The sequence below is a fragment of the Tenacibaculum holothuriorum genome, assembly GCF_002120225.1.
GTDB classification, from domain to species: domain Bacteria; phylum Bacteroidota; class Bacteroidia; order Flavobacteriales; family Flavobacteriaceae; genus Polaribacter; species Polaribacter holothuriorum.
The window spans coordinates 1-21,499 of sequence record NZ_LAPZ01000015.1; the positions used below are offsets into that span (position 1 = coordinate 1).

Here is a 21,499-nt window from a genome sequence, read left to right on the forward strand (position 1 = left end):
GTAATACTGTAAACGTAACTACTTTATCTAACCAAGTATCTTACTGTGCATCAAAATCTAATCGTTCTACTTACGAATGGATTGATAATGTAGAATTAGGAGGAATGACCAATGCAACAGGAGATAATGGAGGATATGAAGACTTTACGTCTAAAGTAGCTACATTGGCTCAAGGAAGTTCAAATCAAATGGTTGTGAGTGCAGGGTTTAGAAGTACTGCATATACAGAGCACTGGGCAGTTTGGATTGATTTTAACCAAGATGGAACTTTTGCTGATAGTGAAAAAGTTGTTTCAGGATCATCTTCTAGCGCTAATAATTTAACTGCTACTGTAGCTGTTCCAGCTAATGCAACTTTAGGTAATACAAGAATGCGTGTGTCTATGAAATATAACGCAGCTCAAACTGCTTGTGAGACTTTTGCAGATGGTGAAGTTGAAGATTACACAGTAAATATTACTTCTTCTTCTACTAAATTAGCAGATGTTAGATCAGGAGATCCTTTAGGTAATGAGCAATCATTTGAAGTTATGGCTTTCCCAAATCCAACAGCAGATTTTGTACAAATTAAATTAACTTCTAAAGCAGATAATGCAACATATAGAATTGTAAATACTTTAGGACGTGTAGTGAAGTCAGGAAACATTAATGAAGGAAACATTAATGTATCTAAATTAAGTACAGGAATGTACATTATAAATGTAAATGACGGACAGAAGTCATTAACAACTAAGTTGTTAAAAAAATAATTTTTTTTAAAAAAATATTATCAAGTAAAAACCCAGTTAAACACTGGGTTTTTTGTTGTTTTCATTTTGAGAATATATTAAAACATTGAAATGTTGATTTTGAACTTTTTATTTTTTTTATATATTTGGCGAAGTTTTAACAAAATTTTAAAGATTTTAACAGTGAAAACTCAATAAAACCTATGTTTTGTTAACTAAAACAAATATTAACTAAATTAACCCTTCACAATGAAACACAAGTACTTTAGTAGACTTGTATTGGCTTCTGCGTTCCTAGGTTTATCGTACCAAGCGCAAGCACAAGACAAAATTGAAGCAGAAAAAATTCGTAGTAAGTACGATTTAAACAAGCTTCAAACTTTAAAACAAAACTTTTCTAAACAAGCTTCAGCAGAAAAGAAACAAGCATTACAAATGGCACAACAACGCGGTTGGAAAACAAAGTTTACAACCAAAGATGGTCGTTTGTTAGAACTTCAAAAAGTAGTTAATGGTAAACCAATTTACTATACTACTTACAATGTAGATGCAGCAAAATCTACAAGAACAAATCATTTAAATTCTGGAGGTTCATTAGGATTAAACTTAATGGGACAAGGAATGACTGCTTACGTATGGGATGGTGGTATTGCAAGAGCTTCTCACCAAGAATATGATGGAGCAGGAGGTAACAACCGTTTCTCAGTATTTGATGGTAGTTCTTCTTTAAACTTTCACGCGGCACACGTAACAGGTACTATTATGGCATCTGGTGTACAAGCAAACGCAAAAGGTATGGCACCTCACTCTAAAGTAAGAGGTAGTGATTGGAATAATGATAAAACTGAAGCTACAAATGCAGCTTCTAACGGAATGTTAATCTCTAACCATTCATACGGATTTGCAACAAGAAATCAATTCGGTCAAGTACAATTACCACAGCACTATTTTGGTGGTTATATTACTGAATCTAGAGCTTGGGATGAGATTATGTTTAATGCTCCTAATTACTTAATGGTAGTTGCAGCAGGTAACGATGGTAATGATAACACAGCTAATAATAATCCAACAGGAGGTTCAGGATTTGATAAATTAACAGGTCACTCTACTTCTAAAAACAACTTAGTAGTTGCAAACGCTCAAGATGCAAACGTTGATGCAAGCGGAAACTTAGTTTCTGTATCAATTAATAGCTCAAGTAGTGAAGGACCAACAGACGATTTCCGTATTAAACCAGATATTACTGGTAATGGTACAGGAGTATACTCTACTTACCAAAACAGTGATACTGCATATAATACTATCTCAGGTACCTCTATGGCATCTCCTAACGTAACTGGGTCGTTATTATTATTACAACAACACCACAAAAACTTAAACAGTGGTAGCTTTATGAAAGCAGCAACTTTAAAAGGTTTAGCTTTACATACTGCTGATGATGCTGGTGCTTCAGGACCAGATGCTGTTTTCGGATGGGGATTATTAAATGCTAAAAAAGCAGCAGAAACTATTACTAAAAAAGGAAATCAATCTAAGATTGAAGAATTAACATTAACTTCTGGTCAAACATATACAATTACTGTAAATTCTGACGGAACTAGTCCGTTATTAGCTTCTATTTCTTGGACAGATAGACCAGGTACTGCTAATACTACAGTGAATTCTACTACTCCAGTATTAGTAAACGATTTAGATTTAAGAGTTTCTAAATCAGGAACTACATATTTACCTTATGAGTTAACAGGAGCAACTACAAACGCAAAAAGAGATAACAATGTAGATCCTTATGAAAGAGTAGACGTTGCTAATGCATCAGGAACGTATACTATTACAGTATCTCACAAAGGTTCTTTAACTGGAGGTAGCCAAAACTATTCTTTAATTGTAACAGGTATTACTGGTACTCCAGTTGTATGTAACGCAACTGTACCAACAGGAGTTTCTACTTCTTCAGTAACTGCAACAGGAGCTTCAGTTTCTTGGACGGCTGTTTCAGGAGCTACGTATGATGTACGTTACCGTCAAGTAGGTACTACTTCATGGACTACTAATGCAGTATCTTCTACATCTACTTCTTTAAGCGGATTATCTGCTTCTACTCAATACGAAGTTCAAGTACGTTCTAAGTGTTCTTCAGGAAACTCTAACTACAGTGCTTCAGTAAACTTTACAACTCCAGCAGTACAAATTAACTATTGTGCATCTAGTGGTAATACTTCTTATGCAACAGGAGTAACAAGAGTACGTTTCGGATCTATTGACAAAGCAGACGGAACTGCAAAAGATAAAGGTTATGAAGACTTTACAAGTTTAAGTACTACAGTGGCGCCTTCATCTTCTGTAAACCTTACAGTAAATGTAAATACAGATGGTAACTATAGAGTAGACGCAATTGCATGGATTGACTGGAACCAAGACGGTGACTTCGCTGATAGCGGTGAAACATATGATTTAGGAAATATTAGTAACGTATCTAACGGAGCTTTACCAGTAAAAGCAGTAGCTGTTCCAGCAAATGCAAAGTCTGGTAGTACTAGAATGAGAGTTTCTGCAAGATATAACGCTAACCCAACTTCGTGTCAAACTAATTTTGATGGAGAAGTAGAAGATTATACAGTTGTTGTAGGTGCTGCTCAACCGGACACACAAGCTCCAACAGCTCCAACAAGTTTAGCAGCTTCTAATGTTGCACAGACTACATTAACATTAAACTGGACTGCTTCAACAGATAACGTAGGAGTAACAGAATATGATGTATACCAAGGATCTACTAAATTAGGTTCTACAGCGAATACTTCTACAAATATTACTGGTTTAACTGCAGCTACAGCTTACACATTCTCTGTAAGAGCTAAAGATGCAGCAGGTAATGTATCATCTGCTAGTAATACTGTAAACGTAACTACTTTATCTAATCAAGTATCTTACTGTGCATCTAAAGGAAACAGGTCTACTTATGAGTGGATTGACAATGTTGAATTAGGTGGAATGACAAATGCTTCTGGAAACGATGGAGGTTATAAAGACAATACTTCTAAAGTAGCTACTTTAGCTCAAGGAAGTTCTAATCAAATGATTGTAAGTGCAGGATTTAGAAGTACTGCATATACAGAGCACTGGGCAGTTTGGATCGACTTTAACCAAAACGGAACATTTGAAAATTCTGAAAAAGTTGTTTCTGGATCTTCATCTAGCGCTAATAACTTAACAGCTACTGTTGCTGTACCAGCAGGAGCTACTTTAGGTAACACAAGAATGCGTGTATCTATGAAGTACAACTCAGCGCAAACTGCTTGTGAGACTTTCGCAGACGGAGAGGTTGAAGATTATACTGTAAATATTACTGCTTCTGCATCAAGCTTAACAACTTTTGCTGATGTATCTGCAGGAGAAGCTTTAGGAAACGAAAGAAATTTAGACTTAACAGCGTTCCCTAACCCAGCAGTAGATTTTGTACAAGTTAAATTAGCTTCTAAAGCTGACAACGCTTCTTATAAGATTGTAAACACTATTGGACGTGTTGTAAAAGCTGGTCGTTTAGACTCAGGAAACATCAACGTTTCTCAATTAAATTCTGGAATGTATATTTTAGAAGTAAATGATGGTCAAAAATCATTAACTACTAAATTGGTTAAGAAATAGTTTTAACCCCTTCATACACTAGTAAAAACCCTGAGCAGATTATTGCTTGGGGTTTTTTAATTACTTTTGCCAAATGAATTATTTATCGGTAGAAAATATTAGTAAAGCGTACGGAGAAAGAGTATTGTTCGACGATTTATCCTTTGGAATTAATAAAGATCAAAAAATAGCCTTTGTTGCTAAGAACGGAAGCGGAAAAACATCTATACTCAATATAATTGCAGGAAAAGATCAACCAGATTCTGGTCAAATAATTAGTAGAAAAGGAATCCATATTGCATACTTAGCACAAGATTCTAGTTTTGACACCAGTCTTACTATCGAAGAAACTATTTTTTCTACTGAAAACAACATACTTCCTATAATTCAGCAGTACGAAAAAGCATTACAAAATCCTGATGATGTTGAAGAATATCAAAAGGCTTTTGAACTGATGGAACAACACAATGCTTGGGATTTTGAAACGCAATACAAACAAATTTTATCGAAATTAAAACTTGATAATTTACAGCAAAAAGTAGCTGAACTTTCTGGTGGACAAAAAAAGCGTTTGTCGTTGGCAATTATCTTAATTAACAAACCTGATTTGTTAATTCTAGATGAGCCAACCAACCATTTAGATTTAGAAATGATTGAGTGGTTAGAAGCTTTTTTTGCAAAAGAAAAAATTACCTTGTTTATGGTTACACACGATCGTTATTTCTTAGAACGTGTATGTAACGAGATATTAGAATTAGATAACGGTAAACTATATAAATATAAAGGAAATTACTCGTATTATCTTCAAAATAAAGAAGAACGACAAGCCTTAGAAGCTACCAATTTAAGCAAAGCAAAAAGTTTGTTTAAAAAAGAATTGGATTGGATGCGTCGTCAACCAAAAGCCAGAACTACCAAGTCGAAATCTCGTATTGATGATTTCTTTGAAATAAAGAAAAAAGCAAAGCAACGTAGGCAAGAACACGAAGTTCAGTTAGAAATTAATATGGAGCGTTTAGGAAGCAAAATTGTGGAGCTTCATAAACTAAAAAAGAGCTTTGGAGACAAGGTAATTTTAGATGGTTTCGATTATGTGTTTAAAAAAGGTGAACGTATAGGTATTATTGGAAAAAATGGTACTGGTAAATCGTCGTTTTTAAACATGCTAACCAATAGTATTCCGTTAGATGGTGGTAAAGTTGTGATAGGAGAAACGGTAAAGTTTGGTTATTACACCCAAAAAGGAATTACCATTAAAGAAGGACAAAAAGTTATTGAGGTAATTAAAGAGTTTGGAGAAGAAATTCCACTAACCAAAGGAAGAAGAATTTCTGCAGCTCAATTACTAGAACGCTTTTTATTTGATAGAAAAAAACAATACGATTTTGTAGAAAAGTTGAGTGGGGGAGAACAGAAGCGTTTGTACTTGTGTGCGGTATTGATACAAAACCCTAATTTTTTAATTCTCGATGAACCTACAAACGATTTAGATGTAGTTACATTAAACGTGTTAGAAAGCTTTTTGTTAGACTACCCTGGTAACTTAATGGTAGTATCTCACGACCGTTATTTTATGGATAAAATTGTAGATTCTTTGTTTGTGTTTAGAGGCAATGGAGTTATAGAGAATTTTCCAGGAAATTACACCGATTTTAGAGCGTATGAAGACTCTAAAGAACCAGAACCTAAAACAGAGAAGAAAGAAGCTGTAAAGCGAGAAAAAACACCTCAAAAAGGAAAGTTAAGTTATAATGAAAAACGTGAGTTCGGGCAATTAGAAGTAGATATTGAAAAACTCCAAAAAAAGAAGGTAAAGTTAGAGGCTCAATTTACCAATGGAGAAATAGCTATGGATGATATTAATGATAAATCTCTCGAACTACAAGAAATCATAGAAAGCCTAGAAACCAAAGAAGAACGTTGGTTTGAGTTGTCTATGAAGATGGAGGAAGTTTAACGGTTTTGTATTTAATTTAGTTGTGTGTTTTACACTTTAAATTTAGCAAATAGTTCCAGAACAAAGAAAATTCGTTAGAATTTTCGTAAATGGAAATCGAACCAAGCAATTAATTGAATACGTTGTTGTAACAAGTTTATTATTCAATGATTAAATCATAAATTAGTTTACTTAATTTTCTGTTTTGAGTTCCAATATGGTAATAACTCTTTACATTAATTTTAGCTGTTTCTATTATCTTTTTTGTTCTATTATTCTCCAGTTCAACTATAATAATAAAACTTTGTTTCCTACTTTTTACAAAATCATTACCCCAACTGTTAAAATTAGTTTTAGAAATATGACAAATTAAATCATATTCATTTTTTGTTGATTCATCAAGTTCGAATGGACTAAAATAAACCTTTTTAATATTTGATTTTCTTAACTTTTTTTTGATATTAATTACCAAATCCACATAGAAATTTTCATCACACATTCCTTTTCTAAAATCAAATAAAATTGATTTTGGAGAATCAATCTTAGAAATAATTTTATTTTCTACTAATTTAACTCCTGGTTTAAACTTATTATTTTCCTGACTTAATGAATAAACACTAATCAATAAAGTAATTATTAAAAAAAATATTCTCATTAGAAATAGATTTAACTGTCTTTAAATTCTAAATTATCAATAAAATAATCAATATCTTTTAAATATAAATCAAAATAAGTTTTATCCGAAGTATATCTTAAAAAATAAGGTTGTTTTTTGTGAAAAAATTGTAAAAGAATAATTATAGTTTCATTTCTACTTTTAAGATATTCATACTCATAAATATTGTTTACTCTATATAAGTATGTTTTGCCAAATTTCGTTTTAATTATTTTAGGAAATTCCGATTCCTTATAGCTCACGCTATCCCTATCAATTAAATTAAGAGGACTAAAATTGTAAATAGAATGATTTGTTGTGAAAATTTCAATCATACATCTTTTTAATTTATCATCAATCTCTTTTGGTTTATATATGATTGAATTGTGAACTAATTCATAATACCAATTATCAGGATAGTGCACTGTGAAATTTCTTGAATTTATAATTCTTTGAGTTTTTTCAACTTTATATCTTTCTATCTCTTTTGCTTTATATGACTTACAATTAGATATAAATAATAATATTATCAGATATGAAATTCTCCTAAGCATCTTTTTCATCAAAATTTGTTACACTTATTTATATATGAATAAAACATACGTTTATACAACTAAAAAGGATGTATAAAAATATGTTTAGTTACGTTTACTAAGTGTGTTTTTAGTTCCAAAAATAATCTTAGAACATTTTTTTCTTATACGGATACCCGCATATTAACACTATTTAATTTTTAATTTAAATTTTTTAGTTCCTAAGACACCAGTTTCACTAAGGCCTTCTATAATACCTATATATAAAGAGTTGATATCTGAAGTAAAAAATTCTATATTATATTCTCCTTTACTGTTTGTTATTATGTTTGGGTTCCAATAAAGAGTATTTCTGTAATCTGGAAGAGGGTTATTTATAGTTACTTTATCATAAATAGGATGATAAAATTCTCTTTTACCATAATAACCTTTTATCATTCTTAAATTAAACTTTTTTAGTAGGTCTTCTTCACTATGTTTTTTATACCGATATAATACTTCTTCACCAGTTCGACCATCAATATAAAATTTACCATCTTTAGGTCTTCTACTTTTATCAAAAGTATGGTTTAAACAGTTTAAAATATTATAAAAACAGACATAATCATTAAACTCAAGTTTAGCTATACTATCTAAAGAACCTAAATATTTATCTCTAAACACTCGCTTTTTTTTATTCTTAATAATAACTTCATCTAATAAATTAAAACTATTTGGTGAAAAAAAAGGGTCTTGTGGTTCTTCTTTAATTTTATTCTGGTTTAGGTATATAGGATAATTGAAATTTATTTTTTTCTTACTAGAGTTTATAATATTAAAGCTATTGTCATTTATATTAATAGTATACTGATTGTTTTTTGATCCAAACGGTTTTAAATAAAAATAGCCTTTTTCACCCATTTTAAGGTGAGTAGAATTAATTTTAAAATAGCCTTTTGAGTTAGTTGATATAAAGCTTTTTCCTATAGTACTATCATTAGAGAAAACCATAACGGTTTTATTATTTTGTTCAATACTATTTTTATTTGGGTTTAGTTGTCTAACATAACCAATGATATTATCAGAAATTAATTTTTTAAAATGTAGGTTACGTTCTTTTAAATTATTTTTATTCCAAACATAACGTCTCCACCCTTGAGTTAACAGTAATAAATCTATAGCAGAATTCATATTCTGTTTGTCAAAATAATACGAAGGATTATAAATTTTTCCTTTTAATTGTGTAGAAAGATGAAAGTGAGTAAGTATATTTTTTGAATCTAAAACATTTGAATATAGTTTATCGAAAACACTTAACCCCAGATGAGCTTTAACAGGAATATTGTTTGTATCTGTTACTTTTATTTTTAAAATAACCTTGTCTCTTTTTGAAAACCTCTTTTTATTTAATGTGGTTTTTATATTTAGTTTTTTATGTAAATTGACATAAATTAATCGTTCGGCTATAGGCCTAAAATAATCATCAAGTAAAGTAACTTCAACTATGCCTTGAGGTATGTTTTTTATAGGAATCTTTATAATTTTTTCTTTTTTTAAGTAGGTCATAGCTACACTATGCACCACTCCCCTAGATTGAACCCTTAAGTAAACAGGATTGTTAATTGTAGTGGCATTAGCTTTTATTATTTTAAAAGTAGCATAAAGTTTATTTTTATTTAATAATTGTAATGCAGTACCATTAGTTTGAATCTTAGGGAAGGTGTATTTTTTTGAATATGGCTTTGAAAGTATAATATGATAAGTGTTTTTAGAATTAGGAGTAAATAGAAAACTTCCCATGCCATTATGTACACTCTTAAACTCTAAAATAGGATTATTGTTTTCGTACAATATACCAGAAACTTTTACAGGTAATCCTTTAGAATTTACAGCCTTGAATGCAATTTTATTCTGAATATTATTAATTATGTTTCCGCTTTCAGGAAAGGTATTAAAGTCAATAACACTATCTTTTTTTAGTATTTTGTTTTTAGTTTTATTTTTTATGTTTTTTAATATTAACACCTCTCTTATAGCATTATACTTTTTAAGGCCATTAAAAAAAGACATTGAGCTATATGCTTCTAGTGTATATTTACCAGAAGATAGAGTATCTGATAGGTATAAATGTCCATCAACAAATCCTGATTTTATTTCATATTTTTCTTTCCAAACAACTTTACTATTTTTAGCATTTGTTAATTGAACAAATAATGTTTTGCTTTTGTTAGATGGGGTAAGTTTTTTTGAGTTTAAAACGTAACCTTTAAACCATAAATCTTCTTTTGTTTCATATACTCCTTTATTGGTTTGTAAATAAATTGATTCTGAAGAATTGTTCTTGCTTGTTTTTTGAAAGTCTTCTACTATTATGTCTGCAATTTTTTTATTAATTTGTGATTGAATAGAATAAGAAACAAGAAAAAAAAGTAGTATTAGTAATCGTTTTTTTTTCATAGTATTTATATAATCTCTTTTTCAAGTATCTATAAATTTATATAAAATTTTATAATAAGTACTACTATTTGAATAAAAAGATGTCTGATCAAGTCCTAATATTGGGCTCTGTGCTTTGCAAGATATAGCTGTAATTACTAATGTTATAATTATTATATATTTCATAAACTAAAAAAACAGTAAGAAATAAAACATCTTACTGTTTTTAATTTTTTATTGTTTAGTCATTAAATAAGTACCATAAGGAACTCTAAGCTCATTTGATGCTCCGTCAGGGACTATAGCCATTTCATAATTATATATTTTAACCATCATTTGTGGAGGATTACTACCTACTATATAACGTAACATGATACTTGCATCTAAATATTTTCTTTCTGGATCTTTAAAATACATGTTTACTCTTCGTTCGTTTGAACTACAAGAGTTGCATTTTGGCACTCTGTTTGGAGGATATATATAACTCCCACCCAAATTAGCTTTTTCATTTAAGTTTAATGGTAACGTATTAACCAATGTAGAGTTGTTCTCTATGTATGAATACTCTCCTCTTAAATAATCTCTATAATTATTACTAATTTGTAATTGCTCTATTTTACCTAATTCTATTATAAGTTCTTTATTTCCATCAGTAAACTTCCAAGTTCCCACAAACTTATCTAATTCATTGTTTAAATCTTTATAATAAGCTCCATTTGGAGTATTATATTGTCTAGCATCCAATGATACAATTGGATTTTGTGCTTTGCAAGAAATAGCTGAAAACGCTATTAGTATAATTATTATTTTTTCATTTAAAATAAAAAACCAAGAGTTAATAGCTATTAACTCTTGGTATGATTTTTATTGTTTTATTAACTCCATAGAAGTTGTAGGCATAATTTGTGGGACTGCTCCTGTAGTACACTCATCATATATTTCTCCAGATACCATCAAAAGCAATTGTAATTTAGTATCGTTTGCACCATAAGTAGAGATATAAATTCTTCCGTTTTGCCCACATTTAGCATTTAAACCTTGGTAGTTTAATACATACCCTCCTGACTTTGCTAGATACCTACCAAAAATAATATAAGGACTACTATTAGGTAAACTTAAAGTATTGGCTAATTCTGTACCGCTGCTATCTGTAATTTTATAGCGAATTAAAAGCATATCTTCTTTGTACTTAAGGTCTATATTATTTTCAGTATATTTTACTATTTTAAAGTCATAATTTTTATTATTATAAGTTCCTTTCCAAGTTCCTACATATTTACCTAAAACATTGTTTACATCTTTAATATAGGCACCATCTGGTAATTCATTAGGGTAATCTTCAAAGTTTTCTACAGCTATTATTTGAGCTTTACAACTTATAGTTATAGCTATTAATATTAACAGTGTTATTATATTTTTCATTTTCTTTATTTTTAAATTATTCACAATCATTAGTAGCTACTTTTCCGTTAGCTTTTAGAGTTTTCTTTTCTATATCTCCGTTGTCTCGTAAACGGTATAAATTTACACCGTCTACTTTTATAAAGTCTTTTAAAAAATGTAAAAAGGCTTTTTCTGTATTATTCTTATATTTTTTGGTAAAATATTTCGTAAAATCTTCTTTATACTCTTCGGCAGTTTTTATATGGGAAGTGCTAAAATTAACATCTCCAGTAAATCGTAAAGTGTAATTACCTTTGCTAGAAATCATAGTTGCATACACTAAGTGTATTGGCACACTATTGTATTTGGTGTTTTTTATAATATGCAAAAATTTGAGTATATCTTGTGGAGAAAACATTCTTATGGGTTTATCCATTAATGGTTCACCTGTTTTTTTATCAATATCTCCATTTAAGAAATCATCAATATGTGTATGCATATAACCTACGGTACTTCTATCTATAGGTATTTTTAATGAGTGTCCGCCATTAGTTTCTGTTAAAGTTGTTTGAGAGCCATCTTTGTTTTGCTTATACCCAAACTCTTTTTTTAACCCTGTTTTGCCTTTTAATTCATTGGCTTGTTGTGTATATCTTGGGTTTTGTATTTGTAGTTTTATGTACTTACAAGGGTTTAAAATACAGGTGCCGTTATTATTTTCATAAGTGTCTTTAGGACATTTACAAACTCCATTAATCAATATCTTACCACTTCCTTTAGGGCATCTAGGGTCTTCTAATTCTACAGGAGAGGTTGCTATAGGGCTATCGTTAGTATTGTTACTACCTCCGCACCAACATTTTGATTATCGTTTACATTATCATTAGGTATGTTATTGTTAGAGTTGCTATCTGTAGTATTAGAATTATTACAATTAGAAAAATCTATAATCGCTATTTTGGTTGTACCCTCACAAACCTTATCGCAAAGAGGTGTATCACCACACCCATGTTTATTACCTATATGCTGACAACAATACTTTACCTCATGTACACCTCCTTGATTACAAGCTTTTATTTCTGTAGATACTACACCCTCGCATGGGCTATTATCTCCGCCATCACTACCATTACCAATCCAAGTTAAAAGATCACCTTTTGACAATACATTTAAATTTTCAAGATTTAATAATGTTTTTGGTATACTATACGATCTTACTCTTTTATAACCAAAATTAGAAGGACTTATAAATTCATAAGATACAATATAGTAACTAAATACACCTTGTTGTTTTTTTACAACAAAGTTTTCAAAAGAAGAACTATTAAGTAGTTTTTCTTTTGTTTGAAAAGACCAAGTAGTAAAATTAGGAGCAACAATTTTTTTTACTTTATCAACTAAAATTGTTAACCCATTAGAAAGTTGAGTTGCTTTACTATAGGCATTGGTTTTAACTTGTTTTTTAATGGTTAATCTTTTAAGTAAACTAGTATTGTCTTTTATATCTTTATCATTTATAAACTCCAAATAATTAAGTTCTATAACATTAAAAGAGTTTACTGTATTTGTTCTTGTATACTCATCTTGAACACAATTAAATAATAGTAATGATACTGTTAAAAACAGCATACAAAGTTTTGTTAGTTTCTTTTTCATAATGCTTAAAAGTTTTAATAATTATAATTTTAGCTACTAAAAAATGTTGTTATGGTTTGTTGTAAACACAAACTCTATTTAGTGCTCTAAAAATAATTTTTGAATATGTGTTTTTTATACGGATACCCGCATATTAACACATCATTAAAAAAATTTAGAAAAAATAAAAAGGAAAGGAGTGGGACTATCTCTTTAACAATTTTTCAGTTTAAATATAGTAAAAATATTTAATTATAACAAGGTTACTTGTTTGTAGTTAGATGGTTACAATTTGCTCGTTTGCTAACAAAGGCTTATTTAAAAAGCGTAGTAATAATTGAGCAATGGCAACAGTATCTCGTTCGCAATATGCTACAATTCTTGGTAAGTCGTTTTCTTTATAATATACGGCTGCTACTTGGCTGCCATCTATATCTTCTTTAGGAGAAGGAACTCCTAAGATATGAGTTAACAATTTTAAAGAGGTAAAGTGTTTGTAGTCGCCGAATTTCCAAAGTTCCATGGTATCTAAATGAGGTACTTCCCAAGGTTTTTTACCAAATAAGTTGAGTTTTTCGGGTAAAGATACTTGGTGTATAATCATTCTTCTGGCAATAAACGGAAAATCAAACTCTTTACCATTATGGGCACACAGTAAATGTTTTTTCTGATAAAAATGAGTGTCTAACAACGATTTAAAGTCGTTTAAAATTTGTTTTTCATCATTACCAGCAAATGAGGTTACTCTAAATTGTTGTCCTTCTTTACGTTTTACAAAATACCCAACCGAAATACAGATAATTTTTCCAAATTCTGCCCAAATTCCTGCTCTATGATAAAATTCTTCCGCAGAAAACTCTTCTTTTCGTTGGTATTGGGTTTTGGTTTCGTACAATTGTTGCATTTCTGTAGAAAGCTCACTCCAATGTTCTTGTTGAGGTACAGTTTCTATATCGAGAAACAATACATTTTCTATGTTAATTTTATTCAGCATCTTCTTTTTCTTTTAGTAATACATACACATTGGCAGAACTAAGTGTATTCTTTTTTTCTGTTTCGTTGTATAAAGATATGTCTTGAAATATAAACTTGAATTTTACTTGCTCAAATTCTTTTTCAAGAGTCATTAATTTCTGATTAATATTATGTGTGTTTTCTTTGTTTCTTAGTGTTTGTAAAAGAAGTGAGCAATCTAAAACACCTATAGAATCGTTATTCTTCCATATAGTTATACGATTCGAAGCTTTTTGCAACGCAAATTTGTATGATGCTATTTTTTGATCATCTCTATGGTAATTGTTAAGATATATTTGCTTTAATGCATCATACCCTTTTGTGGTTATTACAAAATCTTGTTGATCTAAAGTAAAATAGCTTCTTGTGTTACTTTTAGTATCCGTAATTTTTATGTTCAAACTATCAAGCAACCTATTTTGTAATTGCCATTTGTTATCAGTTTTAAACGTAGTGGTAGGACTATAACCTAAAACAGTTTCTACTTTATGTAGCTGCTGTTTATCACTTAAATAATAAACAATGGAGCGTAATTGATTTTTCTTTTTAAGCGTAGTTGTAAACCCGTTGGTTTCAATTTCTGAATATACTTTTTGAAATTGTTGTAGTTGACTATTGGTTGATACTGAAAATGCTCCCCAAAAACCAAATGAAACTAATAATGCTAGTATTGATAAACTTAAAGGTAAAATCATCATCCTTTTTTGTTTGCTGAATAGCATGTAGAGTGAGATTGCTAAAATCCATAGTGCTAGTACTAAAACAAAATATCGGTTTTCGGTAACTCCGTATTCGCTTATTCTTCTAAAAATGGCAATAAATAATAATACAATTAATGGAAGTAAAGCATAATAAAACCACGGATAAAACTTGTTTATAGGTCGAGAATTGATGCTTTTTTGAATAGGGTTTATGAGAATCTGTATGAAAAATCCTAACAAAGAAAGTGCAATTACTAAGTAAGAAACCCAACCTTTTGGTAAGTTCCAGTTTATAGTGATTTTTAAAGCATAGGCATATAAAATTATGAGGTATAAGATTACTAACGGAATTAAAATGTACTTTACTAAAACTTCTAGAGCTTTTCCGTAATCTATTTTGTTTTGATGGTGAATATCTTTAGGAAAGTCAGCTAAGTATGTCCAAGTATTTACAATTCCAATACATACGATAAAGATTTGCAGAAAGCGTTTTCCGTCGAAATCAACCGAAAATAAGTGTTTAATAGCTAGTAATGCTAAGACAAATCCTAGATATAAAATTAAAGAGAAGAGTAAGCTCCTTGTAATGGCTACAAAAACTGTTTTTAGATAGTTAAAATAAGTTTCTTTAGTCCATTTGAAAAAGAAGGGAGCAACTAAAACAAGCAAATGACCTGCTATAAAAAATAAAATAAAACGAGTGATATAAATAGATTCTAATCGAGCTTCGTCACTAGGTAAATGCCAATAAAAAAAGAACAGAAAAACAAGAGTTATTAAGAATATCCATTGTTTATTGTTCGAAAATTGCTCTTCTAAAAAACGAGTTGCTATGAGCCAACTTACTCCTAGTATGAAAGTTAAAATTACTCTACCGTAAAATACTTCGTTAGCTTCAATTTCTGAAACATAAAGACAAAAAAGTGTGCCAATAATAGCCCAAATAAGGGTAATTGGAAACCGTTTAAAAGTGTTTTTGGTTTTTTGAGAAATCTCTCCAAGAGAAATTAGTAATTTCATAGAAATTGGTTTTTCTATAAAAATACAAAGAAATTAACTTATTATTATTTACGCTGTTTTTTTAGTTTACGCTTTTCTCTGTAATAGTTTTTGTCAGCTACATAAATAACTTTAGATACTTCACAGAAAACAGTATCGTTTTCGCCAACAATATGTAAAGTTTTTACAATGTCAATTTCTTTTTTATCAGCTACTTTTTGTTTTATAACTTCTATTTCTTCATCAGAAAAAACAAAGGATGCATAAGCATTGGTTTTGGCAGGTCTTTTAAATTTTATTTCAGAAGATTTATCCCAAACTACATAATTGTCTCCTAAAATATTAAGTAATTGAATCATGTAAATTGGGTCGGTTGCAGAGAATAAACTACCCCCAAAAATACTACCTACATAGTTTTTGTTTTTATAGCTTAGCGGGATTTTAATTTTTACTTCTTTTAAATCATCAGTTATCGATATTACTTTTCCTGTCGACCTTCGATACATAGGAGAAATATTGAATCCGTATTTAAAAATCTGAGCTTCAGAAAAAAACTTCTTTGCTATGTTTGATAGTGCTTTATACATGCTTCTAAAATAAAAAAAGCCCCGAAAATTCGGAGCTTTTTAATTGTATTTTGTGTAAAAATTAGCGAATCACTAATTTTTTAGTCGCTGTTTTACCATTTTCAACAACCTTTAATAAGTAAATTCCAGTATTAAGACCAGAAACATTTACTGTTTTATTATTAGGCGTTAATTTAGTTGATAAAACGTTTCTTCCTAAAATATTGTAAATCTTTACATCTAAGTTTTCTTGTAAAGAAGTTCTAATAGTAACATTATCTCCAGTTACTGGGTTAGGGAAAACACCAAAGTTTTTAATAGTATTTTCTTCAGTTCCTAAAACAATTCCTGCAGCTTCTGTTGCATAGATTTGAACTGTTGAGTTAAATCTACCAGCAATACCAGTAATCATATGAGTTCCACTAGGAATTACATTTCCAATAAAATCTGCTCCAGAGAAGTTAGTTCTAAAGACCATAGTTTCTCCGTTGTTAGAAATATTGTAGTTTTTACCAGCTTCAAATGCCTTTGTACCATCTGCATCATCGAAAGTAGCAACTTCAATTTTTACCCATTCAGATTCGTAATCGTTAATGTTTGCTTTTAAATCTTCTAAAGAAACAGTTGTTGTTGTAAAAGATTGACCAGTTGCATCTGGAGTTCCTGGGTCTTCAGTAGGAATAAACTGCTTAGTTCCTGAAAAAGAGCTTAGTTTACCACGTAATCCCGTTCCTGCATCACCAGGATTATAAGTAGTAGTAATTACGTTGTCTGGATCATCAATTAAAATACCAGCTGTAGCATCTTGAATATATCTTTGATTTCTGCTGTTACCTGTATTATAAGTTAAAACAACTTGTCCAGTTACTTCATAATATTTATCCTCATCAGCAGCACGTAAAGCAGCTAAATTAGCTACTTGTGTATAAGCAGCCCTACTAAAAGTAACGGTAGCTTTTTTCTCAGGGCTTAAAGAATTTCCGCTATTATCAACTAACTCTACTGTTGCAGTGTAACTTTGTCCTGCAACCATATCAATAGTAACATCATTAGCAGTAAAGGCTTTTTGAACTGTTGTATTTCCTCCAGTAACTAAAGTTTGCTTAATGTACCCAGCTCCAGATCCATCACTATCTCCTGAACCATTATCTGCAGATAAATTAAAGTTTTCTACCGACATTTTAACAACCGCCTGAGTTACATTAGGAGCGTATTCAGTATTATTTGTTGGAGCTGTAATACTTATTGAAGGATTAGTTGATTGAGTCATTATGTCGTTCCATGTAGTAGCAACACGAATTCCATCAATTACTGCATTAGGAATATTAGATGATTGTCTAAATGCAATTTGATTTAAGTCAGAAGCATTAGATCCATTATCAACAGTAGCCTCTGGTGTACCAGGTTCAGTATTAGCAACTGCTGATAATACATAAACAGAAGCAGCACCAGCTGTAAAATCATATTTAAGAACTACTAAATAAGTTGTGTCTAAATCATATTCTGTTGTACCATAAACAGTATCTCCTCCTCCTTCTCTAATTCCAAATAAAACTTTATCTGAAGCACTTTTTTTAGCATAAAGCCTCCCAAAAAAAGATCCTGAAGTAGTTCTAAAATGCATAAAATAATTCCCTGAACCTACAGCTGTAACTTTAACTAAAGCGCCAGCATATAAATTTCCAGATGAAACAGCAGTAAATGTTCTATTAACATCTTGACTTTTAGAAGGATCTATAACAGCTGAACCTCCAACTCCTGATGAAGGATAGCTAGCCATTGATAAACTTGTTGTTGAATAAGCTACAGCAGTTGTGCCAGAGTGAGAACTCCATACATCACTACTTACAGCAGTTAAATCTCCAGCAGATGCACCATAGTCAAAATTCTCGTTAATTAACGTTTGCCCCAAAGAAACAGAACTAATAACTAAGGTTAGTAATAAAGTAAAAAAGTAATTTTTTTTCATAAAATAAGGTTTATTTATCCTAACAAAGATATAAAACTTATACAATGAATGTTTTAAGATAAGGTTAAGAAGCAAAAAAAACAGGAATTAACTCCTAATTTTAATAGAATATTAAATGTACGTTAAGTTACCTAGCCACGATAGATTTTTGTTATTTTATCGTTATTTTTGGATTCATAATTAACTAAAACAATATGAACACTAACGATATTAAGATTTTATTGGTTGATGATGAACCAGATATTTTAGAAATAGTTGGTTACAACTTAAAATCGGAAGGATATCAAGTATTTACTGCTAACAACGGAATAGAAGGAGTTAAAACTGCTAAAAAGGTAAATCCGCATTTAATACTTCTGGATATTATGATGCCAGAAATGGATGGGATAGAAGCTTGTGAAAAGATTAGAAACATTAAACCTTTAGAGAATACGATAATTTCTTTTTTAACTGCTAGAGGAGAAGATTACTCTCAAGTAGCAGGGTTTGATGCAGGAGCAGATGATTATATTACAAAACCTATAAAACCAAAGGTTTTAGTTAGTAAAGTAAAGTCATTACTTCGTCGTTTAAAAACTGAAGAAAAGTCTGATACTACAACTAAAATTGGTGATATTGTTATTAATAGAGACGAATACGTAGTTTTTAAGGGCGATAACAAAATAACCTTGCCAAGAAAAGAGTTTGAATTATTTTCATTGTTAACTTCTAAACCAGGGAAAGTATTTAAAAGAGAAGTAATTCTAGACAGTGTTTGGGGAAATGAAGTTGTTGTAGGAGGTAGAACTATAGATGTACATATTAGAAAACTAAGAGAAAAAATCGGTGACTCATACTTTAAAACAGTAAAAGGAGTAGGGTACAAATTTGTACTTGAAGGAGCCGAAAAATAAACAATATAAAGGTGTAAATTTGGTAGATTGCTTATAAGGCAATCTACTTTTGTTTTATAGAATATAGTAACATGAAAAAAATAAAAAAAACATATCGATATGCATTGTGGTCAGCGTTATATTCAACGTTGTTGTCGATGCTAATAGCCTTACTTTCCTATTTGTTTTTAGTAAAATCTTTAGGAATAGGAACTGTTATTGTTTTTGGAATGATAATGTATGTTGTGTCGTTTTTTATAATTCAGTTTAGAGCAGAACATTTTATCTATCAAAGAATTAAAAAACTTTACGAAGAAATTTCAATATTGAATATTAATGATTTAGAACGTAAAAAAGTAACTACAGATATTGAAGCACTTACCAAAACAGTAAAAGAATTTGTTGAAGGTAAAAGTGAAGAAATTGCGCATTTAAATCAACGAGATTCTTTTCGTAGAGACTTTTTAGGAAACGTAGCACATGAGTTAAAAACACCATTGTTTACTGTACAAGGATATATTTTAACCTTGATGGAAGGAGCTGCAGAAGATGAGAAAATTAGAACTAAATATTTAGAAAGAGCTAATAAAGGAGTTGAGCGATTAACGTCTATAATTAAAGACTTAGATATGATTGCTAAGTTAGAAACTGAAGGAATGAAAATGAATATTGAAACATTTAATATTCTTGAACTTATTCAAAATGTTTTTGACTTATTTGAAATGAAAGCTAAGAAAAGAGGAATTACATTAAGGTTTGATAGAATTTATGAGTTTCCACATTTTGTAAAAGGTGATGTTGAAAGAATTGAGCAGGTACTTATCAATCTAGTTGTAAACTCTATAAAATACGGTAAGGTTGATGGTATTACCACGGTAAGTATTGATGATTATAATTCAAACAAATTCATTATTAAAATTGCTGATAATGGTGAAGGTATTAAACAAGAACATTTATCAAGATTGTTTGAAAGGTTTTATAGAGTAGACCAAAGTAGATCTAGAGAACAAGGAGGTTCTGGTTTAGGATTATCAATTGTAAAGCACATTATTGAAGCCCATAATGAAACCATTCTTTTAAAAAGTACCTTTGGAGAAGGTTCTGAGTTTTCATTTACTTTAGAAAAAGCACAATAAAAAAGGAGTTTTATTAGAAACTCCTTTTTTATTTTATTGTAGATCAAATCCGATATCTTTTCGATAATTCATTTTATCAAAAGATATTTTGTTGATGTTTTTATATGATTTTTCTAAAGCTTCATTTATTGAATTTCCTAAAGAAGTAATTGCCATTACACGTCCGCCACTTGTAACAGTTTTTCCGTCTTTAATTGTTGTTCCTGCATGATAAACAATAGAATCTTCTACAGAATTAAAACCTTTAATTTCTTTACCTTTTTCGTAGGCTTCAGGATATCCACCAGAAACTAACATAACTGTAGTGGCAGTTTGAGAAGTTACTTCGTAAGATTTTTCATGTAATGTTTGTTGAGCAACACCTTCAAATAAGTCTAATAAATCTGATTGAATTCTAGGTAAAACTACTTCGGTTTCTGGATCTCCCATACGAACGTTATATTCTATTACAAAAGGATCTCCGTTTACGTTCATTAATCCAATAAAAATAAATCCACGATAATCTATTCCATCTTTTTGTAACCCTTCAATAGTAGGCTTAATAATGCGTTCTTCGACCTTGTTTAAAAACTCTTGATTAGCAAACGGAACTGGAGAAATTGCTCCCATTCCACCTGTGTTTAAACCAGTATCACCTTCACCAATTCTCTTATAATCTTTAGCAGAAGGAAGTGTTTTATAGCTTTTACCATCGGTTAAAACAAATACGGAAAGTTCAATTCCATCTAGAAACTCTTCGATAACCACTGTGGTAGATGCTTCTCCAAATTTTTGATTGGTAAGCATTTCTTCAAGTTCTTTTTTAGCTTCTTCTAATGAGTTTAAAATTAAAACTCCTTTTCCTGCGGCTAATCCATCTGCTTTTAAAACATACGGAGCGTTTAAGGTTTCTAAAAAAATGAATCCGTTACTTAAAGTTTCTTTGGTAAATGATTGATAACGGGCTGTAGGAATGTTGTGTTTTTCCATAAACTGCTTCGAAAAATCTTTACTCCCTTCTAATAAGGCTCCATCTTTTTTAGGACCAATAACAGGAATATGTTTTAGCTCAATATCATTTAAAAAGAAATCGTGAACTCCAGCTACTAAAGGAGCTTCTGGCCCTACAACAACCATTTGTATGTTGTTTGTTAAAACAGCATCTTTTACTTCAGAAAAATTGGTTGGATTAATGTCTAAATTTGTTGCTATTTGAGCGGTACCTGCATTACCAGGAGCAACAAATAATTGATTGATTTTGTTACTTTCGGAAAGCTTTTTAGTAAAGGCGTGTTCTCTACCACCTGAACCTAAAATTAAAATATTCATTGTTTGTGTTGTGTTGTTGTGTTTGCAA

The 21,499-nt window shown here is 30.3% G+C and carries 17 protein-coding genes; 5 read left to right on the forward strand and 12 right to left on the reverse strand.

Features of this window, described 5'->3' with window-relative positions:
- From WH52_RS13160 to WH52_RS13170, 3 genes are all read left to right on the forward strand, one after another.
- On the forward strand, positions 1-749 hold a 749-nt coding region (locus WH52_RS13160; RefSeq protein WP_143592175.1), incomplete at its 5' end, for a GEVED domain-containing protein.
- A 228-nt stretch (positions 750-977) separates the two neighbouring features.
- On the forward strand, positions 978-4,370 hold the full coding sequence (locus tag WH52_RS13165) for a GEVED domain-containing protein (protein ID WP_086031427.1): 3,393 nt from the start codon (positions 978-980) through the stop codon (positions 4,368-4,370).
- 73 nt (positions 4,371-4,443) lie between these two features.
- Positions 4,444-6,306, forward strand: coding sequence for an ABC-F family ATP-binding cassette domain-containing protein (locus WH52_RS13170; RefSeq protein ID WP_086031428.1), 1,863 nt, complete (start codon positions 4,444-4,446; stop codon positions 6,304-6,306).
- 139 nt (positions 6,307-6,445) lie between these two features.
- On the opposite strand, the gene WH52_RS13175 is transcribed toward WH52_RS13170, so the two are convergent.
- From WH52_RS13175 to WH52_RS13225, 11 genes are all read right to left on the reverse strand, one after another.
- Positions 6,446-6,940, reverse strand: coding sequence for a hypothetical protein (locus WH52_RS13175; protein WP_086031429.1), 495 nt, complete (start codon positions 6,938-6,940; stop codon positions 6,446-6,448).
- Between the two features lie 11 nt (positions 6,941-6,951).
- Complete coding sequence (locus tag WH52_RS13180; RefSeq protein ID WP_086031430.1) at positions 6,952-7,503, reverse strand: hypothetical protein; 552 nt, start codon at positions 7,501-7,503, stop codon at positions 6,952-6,954.
- A gap of 159 nt (positions 7,504-7,662) precedes the next feature.
- Complete coding sequence (locus WH52_RS13185; RefSeq protein ID WP_086031431.1) at positions 7,663-9,909, reverse strand: hypothetical protein; 2,247 nt, start codon at positions 9,907-9,909, stop codon at positions 7,663-7,665.
- A 213-nt stretch (positions 9,910-10,122) separates the two neighbouring features.
- Entirely contained in the window at positions 10,123-10,632 is a 510-nt protein-coding gene (locus tag WH52_RS13190) for a DUF6705 family protein (RefSeq protein ID WP_086031432.1), read from the reverse strand.
- Positions 10,633-10,752: 120 nt separating this feature from the next.
- Positions 10,753-11,310, reverse strand: a complete 558-nt coding sequence (locus tag WH52_RS13195) for a DUF6705 family protein (protein ID WP_143592177.1) — start codon at positions 11,308-11,310, stop codon at positions 10,753-10,755.
- A gap of 16 nt (positions 11,311-11,326) precedes the next feature.
- Positions 11,327-12,031: a hypothetical protein gene (locus WH52_RS13200; protein ID WP_086031434.1), complete on the reverse strand. Its 705-nt coding sequence runs from the start codon at positions 12,029-12,031 to the stop codon at positions 11,327-11,329.
- A 56-nt stretch (positions 12,032-12,087) separates the two neighbouring features.
- The gene (locus tag WH52_RS13205; RefSeq protein WP_086031435.1) at positions 12,088-12,927 is read right to left on the reverse strand and encodes a hypothetical protein; all 840 of its coding nucleotides are present in this window, start codon (positions 12,925-12,927) and stop codon (positions 12,088-12,090) included.
- 256 nt (positions 12,928-13,183) lie between these two features.
- Complete coding sequence (locus tag WH52_RS13210) at positions 13,184-13,900, reverse strand: 3'-5' exonuclease (protein ID WP_086031436.1); 717 nt, start codon at positions 13,898-13,900, stop codon at positions 13,184-13,186.
- Complete coding sequence (locus WH52_RS13215) at positions 13,890-15,641, reverse strand: DUF4153 domain-containing protein (RefSeq protein WP_086031437.1); 1,752 nt, start codon at positions 15,639-15,641, stop codon at positions 13,890-13,892. Before WH52_RS13215 ends, WH52_RS13210 begins: the two co-directional genes overlap by 11 nt.
- A gap of 44 nt (positions 15,642-15,685) precedes the next feature.
- Positions 15,686-16,207 carry a DUF4442 domain-containing protein gene (locus WH52_RS13220; RefSeq protein ID WP_086031438.1) on the reverse strand — a complete coding sequence of 174 codons (522 nt, stop codon included), beginning with the start codon at positions 16,205-16,207 and terminating at the stop codon, positions 15,686-15,688.
- Between the two features lie 61 nt (positions 16,208-16,268).
- Positions 16,269-18,155, reverse strand: coding sequence for a T9SS type A sorting domain-containing protein (locus WH52_RS13225; protein WP_086031439.1), 1,887 nt, complete (start codon positions 18,153-18,155; stop codon positions 16,269-16,271).
- A gap of 194 nt (positions 18,156-18,349) precedes the next feature.
- On the opposite strand from WH52_RS13225, the gene WH52_RS13230 reads away from it, so the two are divergent.
- Positions 18,350-19,048: a response regulator transcription factor gene (locus WH52_RS13230; RefSeq protein ID WP_086031440.1), complete on the forward strand. Its 699-nt coding sequence runs from the start codon at positions 18,350-18,352 to the stop codon at positions 19,046-19,048.
- 71 nt (positions 19,049-19,119) lie between these two features.
- On the forward strand, positions 19,120-20,163 hold the full coding sequence (locus WH52_RS13235) for a sensor histidine kinase (RefSeq protein WP_086031441.1): 1,044 nt from the start codon (positions 19,120-19,122) through the stop codon (positions 20,161-20,163).
- A 33-nt stretch (positions 20,164-20,196) separates the two neighbouring features.
- Here the strand turns inward: WH52_RS13235 and purD are convergent, their stop codons facing one another.
- Positions 20,197-21,471, reverse strand: coding sequence for a phosphoribosylamine--glycine ligase (gene purD / locus WH52_RS13240; RefSeq protein ID WP_086031442.1), 1,275 nt, complete (start codon positions 21,469-21,471; stop codon positions 20,197-20,199).
- Positions 21,472-21,499 lie beyond the last annotated feature (28 nt).